The organism is Neobacillus cucumis (assembly GCF_023715505.1).
Genome location: NZ_JAMBOH010000020.1, coordinates 31,907 through 48,950, shown reverse-complemented (window position 1 = coordinate 48,950; position 17,044 = coordinate 31,907). Strand labels below are relative to the sequence as shown.

The window sequence follows — 17,044 nt, the reverse complement described above, 5'->3', positions numbered from 1 at the left end:
AAAGTAGAACTTGGCTCTGTTTAACGGTGATATACAATATAGGTAGCTTTAGGGTATGCCATATCGTTTAAAATCATTATGGTCATGAGATCTTAAAAAAGAATTCTATACTAATCTCTTGACCTAGAGTTAACTATAGGGATTAATATGGTTTTGCAAGAGAAAAAAGAAAGGATAGAAGGAAATGAAGGGGAATTTTAACCTGATTCTTTCATTTAAATCCGGTACAAGCTTTTTCTCTTGAAAACTATAAATTATTGGAGGTTTTTTTATGATAACTGCTAAAGCACGAGCTGTAGACGGTCCAGACAAACCTTTTCGAGCGGCTGAAATTAAAAGACGAGATCTTGATTTGCATGATGTTCTGATTGAAATTAAATATGCGGGCATTTGCCATTCTGACATCCATACTGCTCACGGCGAATGGGGTCCCGTGAACTATCCGCTCGTACCTGGACATGAGATTGCGGGAATTGTCACCGAAGTAGGCAGAGAGGTCTCAAAATACAAGGTCGGTGACCGGGTAGGAGTCGGCTGTATGGTTGATTCCTGTGGCGAATGTGAAAATTGCCGTAAAGGAGAAGAACAATACTGTCTTAATGGAAATATTCCTACATACGCTGGTGTTGATAAATACGGTGAGCCAACCCAAGGTGGCTATTCAACCCACATTGTCGTAACGGAGGACTTCGTAGTCAGGATTCCTGATAGTATTGAGCTTGATGCTGCAGCACCATTACTTTGCGCAGGTATTACGACATATTCGCCATTAAACCACTGGGGGGCTGGTCCAGGTAAGAAAGTAGCGGTTGTTGGTATGGGCGGACTTGGTCATATGGCTGTCCAAATTGCACACGCCATGGGTGCCGAGGTTACCGTTCTGTCACAAACATTGAAGAAAAAGGAAGATGGTTTGCAATTAGGAGCAGACAATTACTATGCAACAAGCGATCCAGAGACGTTTAAGAATCTTGCGGGTACGTTCGACCTTATCATTAATACAGTAAGCGCTAAGATTGATATTAGTGCCTACCTTTCGTTGCTGGCACTGGATGGTGCATTGGTCAACGTCGGTGCGCCAGCAGAGCCACTGTCACTAAATGTGTTCTCTCTCATCGGTCATCGCCGTTCATTTGCAGGTTCAATGATTGGAGGTATCCGTGAGACTCAGGAGATGTTAGATTTCTGTGCAGAACATAACCTTCTTCCTAAGATTGAAGTCATTTCAGCCGACCAAATTGATGAAGCCTACGAACGCGTATTAGCTTCGGATGTGAAGTATCGATTCGTGATTGACATCAGCACAATGTAATTTGCAATAGATGATAAATTCTAATGGTAAGTTCGAGGTTGTTTAAAATTATTAAAAAAAGGCCAGGTATGCTCACAACCTGGCCTTATTATTAGATTTAAAAGGTTTAAAAAAATACCATAAAATACTCAACAATTTTCATTAATTTGTTGAATAAACAACGAATTACGTTTTTTTAACCATTGAAAGCATCTTGGTTCTATTTATAATAATAAACAGATGTTGATTAATCTTGCTAAGAGGGCTAATACATACTATCTAATTGATGTTGTGTTACTTGACAGAAATTGTCCGAGATCCCAACCAACAGGATTGTAAAGAATCAATGTTATTTGTATTACAGGAGGGTTTTATATGATTAACGCTAAAGCACGCGCTGTATTTAATCCAGAAGGTTCGTTCAAACCGGCCACGATCGAGCGCAGGGATCTACAGCCGCATGATGTCCTCATTGAGATTAAGTACGCTGGTATTTGCCACTCTGACATTCATGCAACTCGAGGCGAGTGGGGTCCGGTAAACTATCCTTTCGTTCCAGGCCACGAGATTGCCGGAATTGTCACCCAAGTAGGTTCGGAAGTCACAAAATTTACCGTTGGTGACCGAGTCGGGGTAGGCTGTATGGTTGACTCCTGTGGAGAATGTGTTCACTGCCATAACGGAGAGGAGCAGTATTGCCTTAATGGAATGACAGGCACCTATGGATCTATCGACAAGTATGGGCAATACACGCAGGGCGGTTATTCCTCTCACATCGTCGTTACGGAAGGTTTCGTCGTTCGAATCCCAGACAGCATTGAGCTTGACGTCGCCGCTCCACTCTTGTGTGCAGGCATCACAACGTACTCTCCGCTGCGCCATTGGGGGGCTGCACCTGGCAAAAAGGTAGCGATTGTTGGACTTGGCGGGCTTGGACACATGGCGGTGAAGCTTGCTCATGCCATGGGGGCAGAGGTTACTGTTTTATCACAAACATTGAAGAAGAAAGAAGACGGTTTGCAGCTTGGTGCGGACCATTATTATGCTACGAGCGATCCAGAGACGTTTCAGAAACTGGCTGGTTCGTTTGACCTCATCGTGAATACAGTGAGCGCTAAGATCGATATTAGTGCCTACCTTTCGTTGCTCTCGCTAGATGGAACAATGGTCAACGTCGGTGCGCCAGCGGAACCGCTTGACGTTAACGTATTCTCACTTATTGGTCATCGCCGGTCGTTTGCCGGATCGTCAATTGGTGGAATTCGCGAAACACAGGAAATGCTCGACTTTTGTGCTGAACACCACATTGCTCCGGAGATCGAGGTTATTTCCGCCAATGAGATTGATGAAGCCTGGGAGCGCGTCCTAGCTTCAGATGTCCGCTATCGATTTGTGATTGACATCAACACAATGGATAATGAATAACAAGTATTCCTAGCAACATAATAGGGGGCACTCTACACGGAGTGCCTCATTTGGTATTTTAATAGCCGAAAAATGGGGGATAAAAAATGTCAAAGGATTTAAACATTGCACTTGTTACCGGTGGGAATCGAGGAATTGGATACGAATTGGTCAAACAATTGTCTTTGAAAGGTTTTAAAGTCATTTTGGCATGTCGCGATCCGGAAATAGGTCATAAAGCAGTGCAAAAACTGAAGGAGTCAAATCTGGATGTTTCGTTTGTGGCGATGGATGTAAATGATCAAGAAAGCATCCGTCAAGCTGCTGTTACAGTAAATGAGCTGTATGGAAGATTAGACGTATTGATTAATAATGCCGGTGTTTATTTGGATGAGAATAAAAAGTTAGTGGCTATGGACCCTTCTATTTTGAAGAGAACGATGGAAACAAATTTCTTCGGAGCTTACTATTGTCTCCGTTCGTTTATTCCTCTCATGGAAAAACACGGATATGGGAGAATTATTAATATTTCCTCTGAATATGGGGCGATGAGCGAAATGTCTTATCAAGGTGCAGGCGCTTATAAGTTGTCTAAACTTGCCCTAAATGGTTTGACTCAATTGGCAGCGGCAGAAACCAAAGGTGATATTAAAATAAATGCGGTTGATCCTGGATGGGTGAGCTCAGATATGGGTGGACCATCTGCTCCAAGAACCCCTAAACAAGCAGCAGAGTCAATCCTTTGGTTAGCTACGATAGGACCTGAAGGACCTAATGGGGGATTCTTCCTAGATGGAAAACGAATCGATTGGTAACAAATCAAGTACGGGTAAGGAGGAATATGAATGAAGGTTAAGACCACTAACCGTCCAGTTCTATTTGCCTTGATGCTTTCCGCTTTTTCTGCATTGGGACCCTTTACGGTCGATATGTATCTTTCATCGCTGCCGCAAATGATGAATGATTTTAATACAACGGCATCTTCCATTCAAGCGAGCCTAACGGCCAGTTTGTTAGGGTTAGGTGTGGGGCAGCTCGTTGCAGGTCCTTTAAGCGATGCTCATGGCAGGCGGAAGCCTTTGCTGATTTCGATGCTGCTTTATTTTCTCATTTCTATAGTGTGTGCGTTCTCGCCAAGCGTCGGTATCTTTATTATTTTCCGCTTTATTCAAGGATTTGTCGCTGCCGCAGGACTTGTTATTTCTCGTGCGATCGTTCGTGATCGCTACAGTGGAGTAGAAATGGTAAAATTCATGGCATTGTTGACGATGATTAGTAATGTCGCTCCATTGATTTCCCCTACTGCCGGGAGCGTAGTGACTACGTTCACTTCATGGATCGGTGTGTTTATTTTTCTAGGTTTATTAGGGCTTTTTTTAACATGCATAACCATATGGGGAATAAAAGAAAGCTTGCCTGCTCGTCAGCGTGTTCCCAGCAATTTCAGGGAAGTAGTTGGAAACTACAGTTCCTTACTTCGAGATCGGAGTTTTATGGGGTATGCGCTTGTAAATGGCATATTGTTCGCTGGTGTATTTGCGTATGTGGCCGGTACTCCGTTTATTTATCAAAATATGTATGGAATATCGCCTCAACTGTTTTCCGTTCTTTTTGCATTAAATGGGGTTGGGATTATTTTGGGATCACAGCTTGTCAAACGACTGGCCGGGCGGATGGACGAACATCGTATATTTCGGATCGGGCTGCTGTTAGCTTTCATCACTACCGCTGCCATTTTAATGGTCGTGCTAGTTCACGGACCTTTCGTTGCGTTGTTCCTTGCCATCTTCTTATTCGCAGCAGCTATTGGAATCATCGGACCGGTTTCATTTACACTGGCAATGGAATCACAAGGGCATATTGCCGGGAGTGCGGCCGCCGTATTAGGTACTCTTCAATTTGCATTAGGGGCTGTCACTTCTCCTTTAGTAGGAATGGCTGGAGAAAATTCTGCCGTTCCATTTGGATTCACCATTTTTATGACAAGTATACTGGCTGTTATCTCCTACGTAATCTTGGTGAGAAGGTCATCAACAGTATCACAATACAGGTAACTATCAACATTCATTCTGTTTTATCTATTTCTCAATGCCTATGCAAGATGTCAAATAGACCTTAATAGTAAATAACCTGAGTCCCGTAGTGATAGAGACTCAGGTTATTTCATTTCTTTAAAAATGTTGTTCCATTATTCTAGGTTCCTATCTAACAATGCTCCCGTTTGTTCTGCCATCACACGAGCTGGCAATGGCATTCCATTCTTGAACCACCATTCCACTGCACCAACGACCGCTGAACCAAAAAATTGAAGAATAACATCTTCACTTAATCCTTGATTTTTTCCTTCGGTTGTATCCACTTCCACTTTAGTCTCTTCGACGACTAAATCGAGAAAACGACTACGGAAAGAGGGTGCCCCTTTACTCGCTAACATGGTTGAAAAAAATAAATAATTACGTTCAAAGTATTCATACCAGACATAATTTCCTTCCTCAAAAGTCATCTCAGATGCCGATTGGCATAGTTCTCGGAGATTGTCCATATGTTCTTCAATCATCTTATCCAATAGATCGTATTTATCCGTGTAATGAAGATATATGGTTCCTCGATTCACATCTGCTCTGTCAGCAATATCCTGAATGGTAATGTCATCAAAACTTTTTTCAGACATCAGTTCAATGACAGCATTTTTTATAGCTACTTGGCTTTTGACTATTCTTCTATCTATTTTAGACATTTTCTTTCACCAATCTTTCTAAAGATAATCAACAATTTTACTTGATTTGTTTAGTAATCAACGAATTGAGTTGATTTAACCATTGAAAGTAAGCAGGGCTTTTTTATAATTATAAACAGACGTTGATTAATCAATCAATATTAATTTTTTATAACATTATGTCGCTGCTAACTACTGGAATAATAAAAGTAAATGAACTTCAAACAGGAGGCTTTTTTATGGATCGCATTGAAAAGAGCAAAGAAAAATACAAACAGCTATTTGGAAATGGAGTACCAGCGGCATACGCTACTGATCCTGATTTTCAGGACATCCTTAGTCGCTTCATTTTTGGGGAGGTATTCTATCAAGGGAATCTGGATGACAAGCAACGTGAGTTAATCACTTTGGTAGTGCTTACCACGAACCAGACGTTGCCTCAGCTCAAGGCACATGTAGTTGCCGCACTGAACGTCGGCCTTACACCTGTAGAAATCAAAGAGGCCGTTTACCAATGTGCTCCATACATCGGATTTCCCAAAACATTAAACTCTATCAATGAAGTCAATGAGGTTTTCAAATCCATGAATATCTCCTTACCAATTGAGAGTCAAAAACAGGTAGATGAAGAAAATCGCTTTTACAAGGGACTATCAGTTCAGGTGGGAATTTTTGGTGAGAAAATTGCAAAAATGCGTGAGGCTGCCCCAGCAAATCAAAAGCATATACAGGACTATCTTTCCTCCTTTTGCTTTGGAGACTTTTACACTCGCGAGGGACTTGATTTGAAAACACGGGAGTTGTTGACACTTTGTATTATCAGTACGCTGGGCGGTTGTGAAAGCCAAGTAAAGTCACATGTGCTTGGCAACAAAAATGTAGGCAATGACAAGGAAACGTTGATCACCGCCATTACTCACTGCCTCCCATATATGGGCTTTCCGAGAACACTGAACTCATTAGCTTGCATTAATGAAATTATTCCTGAAAATTAAGAAAGTAGAATAGGGGATACCACATATTATTGTAAAACTTTTACCATGCAGGACTGAAGAACAATAGAAAAATTTCAGATAACATTGTTCAAGCTGTTAGATATACAGTTAATGCTGGAGAGTCTAGTATCTCTGTTTTATTTGAAGAAATTCCTAATGAGATTTGGGAAAACCAAGTATATAAGACAAGGTGCTATAAAAAATATAACTATGTAAAGGAGACAAAAGCATGTTTAACGAAACTTACAAATTATCAAATGGTGTAGAAATTCCAAAATTAGGTCTTGGTACCTGGCTGCTTAACGATGCACAAACAGCACAGGCAGTGCGTGATGCGGTATCTATCGGATATCGTCATATTGATACTGCTCAGGCTTATATGAATGAAGCTGGTGTAGGCGAAGGAATCCGTTCCTGCGGTGTTGCAAGAGAAGAACTTTTCATCACGACAAAGGTTGCTGCAGAAGCAAAGGCCTATGATGCAGTTACGAATTCCATTGATGAGTCTCTAGCAAAGATGGGACTAGATTACATTGACCTTCTGATTATCCACAGCCCACAGCCTTGGATGGAGTTCCGTGAAGAGAACCGTTACTTCGAGGAAAACAAAGAAGTATGGAAATCTTTGGAGGATGCTTATAAGACAGGCAAGATAAAGGCAATCGGTCTTTCTAACTTCCTGCAGGATGATGTAGAGAATATTCTTGCAAGCTGTGAGATCAAGCCGATGGTGAATCAGATATTGGCACATGTGAGCAATACACCTTTGGAACTAATTGAATTCTGCCAGGAAAATGACATCCTGGTAGAGGCATATTCACCAATTGCACACGGTGCAGTTCTCAATAATAGAGAGGTAAAGGTAATAGCTGATAAGTATGGAGTATCAGTTGCTCAAGCTTGCCTACGATATGATATCCAGCTTGGTCTTGTAGTAATTCCTAAAACGGCAAATCCGGATCACATGAGAAACAATGCAGAGCTTGATTTTGTTATCAGCGATGAAGATATGGAGACGTTGAAGAATGTAAAGCACATCCAGAATTATGGTGAGCATAGCTTCTTCCCGGTATTTGGCGGGAAATTAAAATAAAAAAGTCCAAGTTTTCTAATAGATTAGCTGGTTTTTCGCCCAACCCTAGTCCTGATGTAATGCTAAATTTGATCTTGCTCAATAAAATGAGTGGAATCTGGAATTTCATAAGGGGTGAAAAGCAAACATATGAAAAATACTTGGAAAATTTACTTGCTGGCCCTTATTACTTTCATGGTCAGTACATCGGAGTATGTCATTGCAGGCATTCTGGATAAAATCGCTGACTCCAATAACGTTTCCGTATCCGCAGCAGGACAACTGATAACCGTATTTGCGATTGCTAATGCGGTTGGTTCTCCCCTCGTCGTGATGGCAACGACAAAACTGAATCAGCGTATGTTATTAATGTTTTCTCTAGTTTTAATGGTGCTCGGCAGTATAATGACCATCACCATACCTGGCTTCGGTTTTCTAGTTATCTCTCGCATTATACTTGCTCTAGGAAGTGGAGTTTTTGCTATTGCTGCGAAGACTGCTGCGGCAAAATTAGCACCACCCGAAAAACAAGCAGGTGCTATCGGTACCGTTATTCTTGGGTTTAGTGCTGCCATCATCATCGGTGTACCAATTGGTCGTCTTGTAGCGCTCGTCTATGATTGGAAGCTAATTTTTGTGGGAATCGGTGTACTCAGTCTACTAGCAATCTTCGTTATTATGCGTATGATTCCTGCTACTAATAACGGGGCTGCTGTCCCTCTTGGCAAGCAACTCTCCTATTTAAAGAACCCGAAAATCTTAATGGGCATTGGTGCAACGTTCTTTTGGCAGTTAGGATATGGGTTAATGTATTCCTATATTACACCATTCCTGCTGACCGTTACATCCATGAACGGACGAGAAATAAGCGGTGCTCTGTTTGCCTTCGGTATCGCTACCTTAATAGGTTCAAAGTTTGGTGGCTTCATGACGGATCGGATTGGTAACCCTAGAACTCTTGTTGGTGGTTTGGTTGTCCATTGTTTAGCTTTAGTGTTGCTATCGACTATTGCTAGTTCATCCTTTGTCGCCATTCCTTTGCTTATGCTATGGTCCTTTTCGGCTTGGTCGTCTGGACCAGGTATGCAGTATAACCTGGTTTGGCTTGCTCCAGAAGCTACAGGAATCATGCTAAGTTTATATGGCTCTATTATACAGTTAGGCATAGCGACAGCCGCTGGAATTGGGGGTATTGCCGTAAAGAGCACATCAGTACAAGCAGTCAGTTGGATCGGTGCCGCATCAGTGGCAATTGCTGCAATAATTGCGGCGGTATCATTTAGTTTTAATAGTAGAGTAGCGAGGAAGTCGTTTAATAAGGAGATACTATGAGCAATATAAAAATGACATTTAGCACCGAGGAAGTAATAGTCAACATGGATGATAAACCAACTTGCAAAGATTTTTTACTATTACTTCCATTAACTGAAACATTAGAAGATTATGCAGGAAATGAAAAAATTAGCAATCTGCCAAAAAAATGACTAAAGATGATGCACCATTAGGCTGTAATGTTTCAGTAGTAGATTTCATGTATTATTCTCCTTGGGGGAATTCGGCTATATTTTATCGGGTTTTCGCTATTGCAAGTGGACTTATTATATTAGGGATGATTGAATCTGGAATTGAAAAGATTGCAATTATGAAAGGTAATCATATCATTAATATCTTATATTTTCGGTGGAAAAGAACAATTGGATTTGTAGTAGAAAAGCTAAAATATCTATTTTCAATCAATGAAGGAATGCTAGAAGGTGAGGAGTGTTAAATCGCTTCTTTTTAATGAAGGATTAATAGATGAATTGAGCTTAATTTTAGTTTCAATTGCAGATGGTGAATCCAACTCTGTGACACTATTTGAAACGGGTTCTTATCTAAACCAACCGAAACCCGTAGATTTCTTTTTAAAAGAAGTCGAAAAACTGGACGATGATGGGCTATGGATGAGGTATGTAACAATACAAGACTAATCATCATTAAATTGGCTTTCTTTGTAAAAGGAACTCTAGGAATTAAAGTGGAAATGTGGGAATCTAAAGCAAATTAAGGAGGATTTATTATGGAATACCGCACAGTCGGAAAAACAGGAATTCAAGTTTCAAATTTATGTTTTGGTGCCATGTCTTTTGGCGGAGACGCTGACGAGGAAACATCTAAAGCTATGTATAGACGTTGTCGGGAAGCTGGTATCAACTTCTTCGATACTGCTGATGTTTATGGGCGTTCTGAGGAAATCCTAGGAGAGTGTATCTCACATGAAAGAGACGAAATCGTTTTAACGTCAAAGGTGTTCTGGAACACGGGTGCTGATGTGAATGCTAGAGGATTGTCTCGAAAACACATGATGCAAGGTATTGAAAATAGCCTGCGTCGTTTAAAGACAGGGTATATTGATTTTTATTTCGTCCATGATTTTGACGAACAAACTCCTATGGAGGAAACGCTGCGGACACTCGGTGACTTACAGCGACAAGGAAAGATTCTCTATCCAGCAGTAAGCAATTGGGCCGCATGGCAAATCACAAAGGCATTAGGAATTTCTGCAAAAGAGCAGCTTGCTCGTTTTGAATTAATCCAACCGATGTATAACCTTGTTAAACGCCAAGCGGAGGTTGAAATTTTACCAATGGCTGCATCCGAACAAATGGGCGTCATTACTTACAGCCCACTTGGTGCTGGACTTCTTTCAGGAAAATATGGAGTAAATAAACGCCCCGAGCAGGGCCGCCTTGTCCAGAATGCCCGCTATGGTGACCGTTACGGTGCTGATGAAGATTTTATCACGGCTGAACAGTTCACCAAATATGCACAAGTGCATGATGTGAAACCTGCAACTTTAGCCGTTGCGTGGGTTATGGCTAATCCTGCTGTTACTGCCCCTATCATTGGTGCACGAAATTTAGACCAATTAGAAGATTCATTAGCAGCGGCTGATTTTATTATGACAGAAGAAATGTACGCTGACATTACCAATTTATCAAGGACGCCTTCACCTGCAACAGATCGAACAGAGGTATTAACTGGTAAATGGAAGTAAGGGTAACAAACTCTTGATGAAGAGGGTTAAGAAGGATGTATTTTACTAACGAGCTCTGTAAATATGGCGATTAATAAAAATGTAAATAAAAATGACTATCAAAATGTAATCTAACTTGATAGTCATTTTTTATTGGTGTATAGCTATTTCTACCGGGTTATCTCTGGAATCTGAATTAGAAAATGTACATCAAATTGTTCGGGTACAATGGCTGGTGTACCTCTACAAATTAATATACATTTTTACTTACAAATGGTGGTACAAAATGGTTATTGACTACTCTGATGGTTCATTTTATTGGTTGACGGTCGTCAATAAATCAGTTTATTCAACGAACAAGTTCTTCCTGAATTAAAAAATAAGTAATAAGTTAATAGCCGAGCCTTACCTAAACAAATAGCACCGCAAAATGCGATAACTATTAGTCAAGCATTTTCTATTACATTTCATAATGTGATAGAAAATTTTGCAAAGGAAACGGAACTCATTAGTAGTCTACACCCTTTTTATTAATTGCATAAAGTGAGCTGTAAGCATGTTTGAAAGCGATTGGAGGAGTCTTCCCTCGAACATAAACCGCTTGAGACCTGGGTGCCAGGGGGTCTGGTATGTTCGATTCCCACAACTTCTGGAATATTTTTGTTTGCGATTGGCACAGAAGATCGATCGATAAGGTTTAAAGATTTTACAGATTGGTCTATACTGCTTGTCATTGAAAATCGCGAAGACACTGTCATGATGATAGTGTCTTCTTTAATTGTTTTTAATTCATACTTTACAGATAGGAATTATAGGTTTATAATAAAATCAATCTAATAAACGAAATTAAAAGTGGTTGTATTCAAGGGAAAGTTTTTGTAAAACTGAAGGAGTGTTTATGATGAGAAATAATGTTGAAAAAAGGCGACAAAAACTTATCAATAAATTAATTTTTTTAAACGTATATAACAATGACGATCAAAAGCTTTATGAATTGCCACTCTCAAAATTAGAATATGAGTATAGAAGATTTAAATTACAAAACCATCCGCATGGTGAGTTTGGGTCTATTCAGTGGGTATAAAATAAATATGGTTACGTTTACATTAGACTGTAGGGTGTTTCCACACCTGCGGTCTTTTTTTTGGCAAGGAATTCTATAAATTTTCCAAACACGTGGTAAGTGGCGAGGGCCAATTTCGGGGGGAGAATTAACAATATTCACCTGGAGGTTGTTACTAATTCTTACGGACATAGGCCCGAGTACACTGGGTATATGTTCGTAACCAAGTGTTGAAAAAAAAGCCATTTGATATCTAGTAGAACAAGCGATGAAATTTTTGAGCAGAATTTTTAATTGTCTCCTAGAATTTAAATGAATAGCAGCTCCGGTATTGGAGCTGTATTTCGTTTCTTAGCGTAGGAACGGCGAGCTTCTTCTTCAAGGAACTATCTTGGCGAAAATAATGTTTCTACGGTAAAACATATAGACACTATTACCGATTTTACAAGGTGTGCGGCCAATAAAAGTTTAGTGTAATTATTTACAATCTCTCAAATTTTTAAGAACCATTCAAATTTCTATTGATAAATTTTTTCGGTGTAATTCCAACAAATTTTTTAAAGACCTTGGCAAAATAACTTTGATCATGAAAGTTCAGAAGGGTAGAAATCTCCGCCAAAGTATAGCTAGAATAACTTAATAAGCTTTTTGCTTCCTCTATTTTAGTTTGCTGGATAAATTGAAGAATTGAGATACCAACTTCCTTCTTAAAAAGATTAGATAAATAATTTGGATTCAAGGATGTTAATTCAGCTAGTTCTGAAAGAGTTATATTATCGTAAAGATGATTGAAAATAAAATTTTGGCACACGTTTATGGGCTTGGAATATTTATGTTTTTTACTATTTTCCACTCGTTCAGCGAATTCTAATAAGGCATTTTCTATTAATTGATCGACTGCTTTACTTTCAGTTAGTTCCTCGAGTTTCTGTATATACGAATCACTTAAGTTGTAGGCTATTTCTTGATAAAGTCCACCTTCCACTGCTGCTCTTGTTGCGAGTGTGATAATTGAAATAGCTAGATTTTTTTGGCTTCGCAAATAACTTGTCTTCGAAAGTACTCCTTTTTTTCCTTGTTTTTGATTAGTATGGAAAGTTTCTATTAATTTATCTTTTTTCCCCATCTTTATATAATTTAAGAATTTCTTTTCAATTGATATGTCCGTATGAACAATTTTAGTTTGGCGCCCTTCGGTTATTTGGAAATGCGGAGACTCTATCTCAATTCTTTTCTTATTTACTTCCTCATTATTTTTCAAGATATCTACCAATTCTAATTTTTGTTGATAAACCATGTAATAAATGACCATGCTCATATTAATAAAATTAAAATTACTTATAATGGGAAGTTCAGTATAATACCGAACCATCTCTTCTTTATTTATACTAATTTGCAGGTCTCTTAAGGTACCATTGATGGTTTCCTCAGTCATCCTAAAATTAATAACAGGGCCAACGATTATATTTCCGCTAAATTGATGATTTGAATGTATACTAATTGAAAAAAATTTCTCTAGGTATTTTGTTTCCTTTAGTACGGGAAAATCATGAAGTCCTGTTCCCGAAAACAGTTCGGCTATAATAGCAAAATTTGAAGGATACAAGGGATTATGCAGAGAATTAGGGGCTGTATCATAGACTAAATCCCCGCGATTATTATAAAAGTAAACTGGTATTCTATACATGTTAAAAGCTAATTTACAAATATATTCGATATCCTCTTGTTTAAAGATATGCAATCTTATTCCCCCAATCTTGAATAAAAAGAGAATGTAAATTAATGTGTAATTTTTACTTTTTATCTGTAAAATATACCATAATATATTAAAAATAAAAACTATAATCTTTTTAAGAAATCGATTTCAAAAGTTTAATGAGGGGGTAGAGCTAAGAAACCAGAGTGAAGAGATTATCTCGCAAGCAATGCTAATTAAGCGTACCTATTTAAATTAATGCAACTTATAATTGGCAAACGGGATAAATGCATGTAATAATAATTCCAATTTCTTTAGTAAAACTAAACAAAATGTAAGCGAATTCAAAAGTAAGTGTAAGCAATCAATTATTTATTATTCGCAATCTATCGAAAATCAAAATTTTTTGAGGTGACTTGTATGCGTCCATTTGGTTTCAGAGATAAGATCGGGTACTTGTTTGGTGATTTTGGAAATGATTTCTTTTTTGGCCTCGTAGCATCATTTTTAATGGTCTATTATACTGACGTTTTTCATCTTAATCCTGCAGGCGTGGGGGGATTATTCTTGTTAGCTCGTTTGTGGGATGCAGTTGCAGACGTTTCATGGGGTCGCTTTATTGATACAAAAAAAGCAGGGAAAAACGGGAAATTCAAGCCCTGGATTTATAGAATGTCATTCCCGCTTGTGATTTCAGGTATATTAATGTTTATTCATATTCCAGGGATGTCAAATGGATTTTATACAGCATATGCCTATGTAACCTACATCCTTTGGGGAACATTGTATAGTACAGTCAATATTCCGTACGGCTCAATGGCTTCCGTAATTACAGCGGACCCAGTAGAACGTACAACTTTATCAACTTGGAGATCTCTTGGAGCAACTTTGGCGCAATTAATTGTCGGAGTAGTCGGACCATTGCTCATGTTCGTAAATAATAAAGCTGATGCTAATCACTTTTTAATGGGAGCCATTATTTTCGGAATTTTATCAATCTCAAGTTATATGGCTTGTTATAAATTAAGTGTTGAACGAGTAGTAATGAATGAAACCACAAAACCAAATGTTAATTTGGCAAAAACCCTAAAAGGTATTTCAAAAAATAAGCCATTAATCGTTTATCTTATTGGATCCCTTATATTCTTAATTAGTTTAATGTTAATTGGAACTGTGAATACTTATTTGTTTAAGGATTATTTCGGAAATGCAAAAATATTAAGTATGCTCAGCCTTGTTCAATCAGCAACGATATTTATTGGGATGCCGCTTGTTAAACCCTTGGTATCAAAGTTTGGGAAAAAAGAAGTAGCTTCGGCAGGGTTCTTGCTTTCAGCAATGGTCTACTTCATTTTATACCTATTGCCAAATTTGTCAGCGATACAATATATTGCGATTTTATCAATCGGCATGTTTGGTTATGCCCTATTTAACTTAGTTAGTTGGGCGTTCATTACGGACTTAGTTGATTACCATGAATATTTAACTGGTTTACGTGAGGACGGAACCATTTATTCTCTATACTCTTTTGCCCGTAAAGTAGGACAGGCTGTTGCCGGCGGTATAGGTGGTGCAGCGGTTGCAGCGGTTGGCTATAATCCAGCACTTCAGTCACAAACTCAAAGTACACTCGATGGAATCCATACACTTGGCACTTTAGTACCAGCTATAGGTCTATTGTTGGTTTTTGCATTTATTGCCTTCTTATACCCATTAAACAAAAAACGTACAGCCCAACTTGTAATTGATTTAGAAGTAAAAAGAAATGAAATGAATTCTGGTAAAACTGCATAAAAAGGGAGATAGTTATCTTACACTATTAACTATCTCCTTTAAAAATAAAATAAATTTATTAGAAAAGTTACTTTCTTTGCCATTCGATCAAAGTACACTGAATCTATTATTCTATTAAGAGGAGATTTAGAGATGTTATATCCTATCATTACTGAAACACGTAGCATAATTGATTTAAATGGGATTTGGAATTTTAAGCTCGATCCAGGAATTGGATTTCAAGAAAATTGGCAAAATGCCAAATTATCCGATACTAGAAGCATGGCTGTTCCCTCATCTTTCAATGATATTGGGGTGAATTCAAATATACGTGACCATGTTGGTTGGGTTTGGTATGATCGAGAACTTACACTTCCGAATATTCTTGCCGCTGAACGAGTGGTTTTGCGATTTGGTTCTGCCACACATTTAGCAAAGGTATATGTAAATGGAGAACTCGTTGTTGAGCATAAAGGTGGTTTCTTACCATTTGAGGCGGAAATAAATAATTTTTTACAAAAAGGGAAAAATCGATTAACTGTTGCAGTCAATAATATTGTGGATGAAACGACCTTACCGGTTGGCTTTGTAACGGAAAAGGATATTCCCGGCGGTGGAAAGGTTATTCGCAACCAGCCTAATTTCGACTTTTTCAACTACGCTGGTTTGCACCGCCCAGTGAAAATTTATACAACACCGGCTACTTATGTTAAGGATGTAACGGTTGTAACTGAATTAGATGGAAAGGTTCATTATTCTATTGATGTAGCTGGTTCGGCACAAGTAAAAGTAAAGGCTGTAGACGATTTAGGTGTTGTCGTTGGAGAGGCTGAAGGAGTTTCCGGGACAATTACAATCCCAAACGTAAAGCTGTGGGAGCCATTAAATGCCTATTTGTATACACTTCGGGTAGAGCTGGAAAAGCATGGAGAAATCATTGATGTTTATGAACAGCCATTTGGTGTCAGGACAGTAGAGATAAAAGAAGGGAAGTTCCTTATCAATAATAAGCCTTTTTATTTCAAAGGCTTTGGCAAGCACGAAGATACGCCTATTCATGGAAGAGGATTTGATGAAGCAGCCAATGTTATGGATTTCAACCTAATGAAATGGACTGGGGCAAACTCGTTCAGGACGGCCCATTATCCGTATTCGGAAGAAATCATGCGTCTTGCTGATCGTGAAGGGTTTGTCGTCATTGATGAAGTGCCAGCAGTCGGTTTGCACTTGAACATGATGGTCATGTACAACGGAGGTAACCTTCGAAATACTTGGAAGGAGCTCAAAACCTTCGAGCATCATCAACAGGTTATCAAGGAATTAATTGAACGTGATAAAAACCATCCGTCGGTCGTTATGTGGAATATAGCAAATGAACCTGCATCAGAAGAAGAGGGGGCATATGAATACTTTAAGCCGCTAGTTGAACAGGCAAAAGAACTTGACCCGCAAAAACGACCTATTACTCTCGTAACTCAAATTGAATCTTCACCAGAAAAAGACCAAGTTGCGGAACTACTGGATATCCTTACTTTTAATAGATACTACGGTTGGTATGTTGATGGCGGTGATTTCGTGTCAGCTAAAGAAAAGCTTCGTACAGAATTTAATGGCTGGCTTAAACGATGCCCTAACAAACCGTTCATGATGACCGAATATGGTGCTGATACGGTTGCGGGATTGCACGATGTAGAGCCTGTTATGTTTACAGAAGAATATCAAGTAGAGTTCTATAGGGCAAATCACGAAGTGTTTGATGAATATAACCAGTTTGTTGGGGAGCAGGTGTGGAACTTTGCTGATTTCGCAACAAGTCAAGGAATTATCCGTGTTCAGGGAAATAAAAAAGGAATCTTTACCCGTGACCGAAAGCCTAAGTATGTCGCACATGAGCTGCGAAGACGCTGGACAATCATTCCTGATTTTAACTATAAGGGCTAAGTCTTAATATAGTAACTTTTTTAATTTTCTAGAATGTAAAGGAATTCTATTGACTATTAATAAAAGCAAAACTCACA

Annotated in this window: 14 protein-coding genes and 1 pseudogene; 13 read left to right on the top strand and 2 right to left on the bottom strand. The window is 38.9% G+C overall.

The genetic code is table 11. From position 1 onward, the window contains the following. Positions 1-271 precede the first annotated feature (271 nt). The 4 genes from M3226_RS22460 (at position 272) to M3226_RS22445 (ending at position 4,749) form a co-directional block, all read left to right on the top strand. On the top strand, positions 272-1,312 hold the full coding sequence (locus M3226_RS22460) for an NAD(P)-dependent alcohol dehydrogenase (protein ID WP_251570845.1): 1,041 nt from the start codon (positions 272-274) through the stop codon (positions 1,310-1,312). Between the two features lie 354 nt (positions 1,313-1,666). Next, positions 1,667-2,716 carry an NAD(P)-dependent alcohol dehydrogenase gene (locus M3226_RS22455; RefSeq protein ID WP_251570843.1) on the top strand — a complete coding sequence of 350 codons (1,050 nt, stop codon included), beginning with the start codon at positions 1,667-1,669 and terminating at the stop codon, positions 2,714-2,716. 86 nt (positions 2,717-2,802) lie between these two features. Continuing rightward, positions 2,803-3,510 (top strand): SDR family oxidoreductase, encoded by a 708-nt coding sequence (locus tag M3226_RS22450; protein ID WP_251570841.1) that lies wholly within the window; start codon positions 2,803-2,805, stop codon positions 3,508-3,510. Between the two features lie 30 nt (positions 3,511-3,540). Beyond that, entirely contained in the window at positions 3,541-4,749 is a 1,209-nt protein-coding gene (locus M3226_RS22445; protein ID WP_251570839.1) for a multidrug effflux MFS transporter, read from the top strand. A gap of 134 nt (positions 4,750-4,883) precedes the next feature. Here M3226_RS22445 and M3226_RS22440 read toward each other — a convergent pair whose 3' ends face one another. After that, positions 4,884-5,432, bottom strand: coding sequence for a TetR/AcrR family transcriptional regulator (locus M3226_RS22440; RefSeq protein ID WP_251570837.1), 549 nt, complete (start codon positions 5,430-5,432; stop codon positions 4,884-4,886). Between the two features lie 218 nt (positions 5,433-5,650). On the opposite strand from M3226_RS22440, the gene M3226_RS22435 reads away from it, so the two are divergent. The 7 genes and pseudogenes from M3226_RS22435 to M3226_RS22400 all read left to right on the top strand — a co-directional run bounded on the left by M3226_RS22435 (position 5,651) and on the right by M3226_RS22400 (position 11,578). Beyond that, positions 5,651-6,406, top strand: a complete 756-nt coding sequence (locus tag M3226_RS22435) for a carboxymuconolactone decarboxylase family protein (protein ID WP_251570835.1) — start codon at positions 5,651-5,653, stop codon at positions 6,404-6,406. Positions 6,407-6,635: 229 nt separating this feature from the next. Next, a complete protein-coding gene (locus M3226_RS22430) occupies positions 6,636-7,499 on the top strand; it encodes an aldo/keto reductase (RefSeq protein ID WP_251570833.1) in 864 nt (287 codons plus the stop codon). 129 nt (positions 7,500-7,628) lie between these two features. Beyond that, positions 7,629-8,810 carry an MFS transporter gene (locus M3226_RS22425; protein ID WP_251570832.1) on the top strand — a complete coding sequence of 394 codons (1,182 nt, stop codon included), beginning with the start codon at positions 7,629-7,631 and terminating at the stop codon, positions 8,808-8,810. Next, positions 8,807-9,246 (top strand): annotated as a pseudogene (locus M3226_RS22415) (cyclophilin-like fold protein). Before M3226_RS22425 ends, M3226_RS22415 begins: the two are co-directional and overlap by 4 nt. After that, the gene (locus M3226_RS22410; protein ID WP_251570826.1) at positions 9,233-9,448 is read left to right on the top strand and encodes a hypothetical protein; all 216 of its coding nucleotides are present in this window, start codon (positions 9,233-9,235) and stop codon (positions 9,446-9,448) included. Before M3226_RS22415 ends, M3226_RS22410 begins: the two are co-directional and overlap by 14 nt. Positions 9,449-9,537: 89 nt before the next feature. Beyond that, entirely contained in the window at positions 9,538-10,515 is a 978-nt protein-coding gene (locus M3226_RS22405) for an aldo/keto reductase (protein ID WP_251570824.1), read from the top strand. An 877-nt stretch (positions 10,516-11,392) separates the two neighbouring features. Next, a complete protein-coding gene (locus M3226_RS22400; RefSeq protein ID WP_251570822.1) occupies positions 11,393-11,578 on the top strand; it encodes a Fur-regulated basic protein FbpA in 186 nt (61 codons plus the stop codon). A gap of 478 nt (positions 11,579-12,056) precedes the next feature. Here the strand turns inward: M3226_RS22400 and M3226_RS22395 are convergent, their stop codons facing one another. Beyond that, complete coding sequence (locus M3226_RS22395; protein WP_251570819.1) at positions 12,057-13,298, bottom strand: helix-turn-helix domain-containing protein; 1,242 nt, start codon at positions 13,296-13,298, stop codon at positions 12,057-12,059. A 375-nt stretch (positions 13,299-13,673) separates the two neighbouring features. Between M3226_RS22395 and M3226_RS22390 the strand changes: the two genes are divergently transcribed. Both M3226_RS22390 and uidA read left to right on the top strand, forming a co-directional pair. Continuing rightward, positions 13,674-15,047, top strand: coding sequence for an MFS transporter (locus M3226_RS22390; RefSeq protein WP_251570817.1), 1,374 nt, complete (start codon positions 13,674-13,676; stop codon positions 15,045-15,047). 132 nt (positions 15,048-15,179) lie between these two features. Then, a complete protein-coding gene (gene uidA, locus M3226_RS22385) occupies positions 15,180-16,967 on the top strand; it encodes a beta-glucuronidase (protein ID WP_251570815.1) in 1,788 nt (595 codons plus the stop codon). Positions 16,968-17,044: the final 77 nt, after the last annotated feature.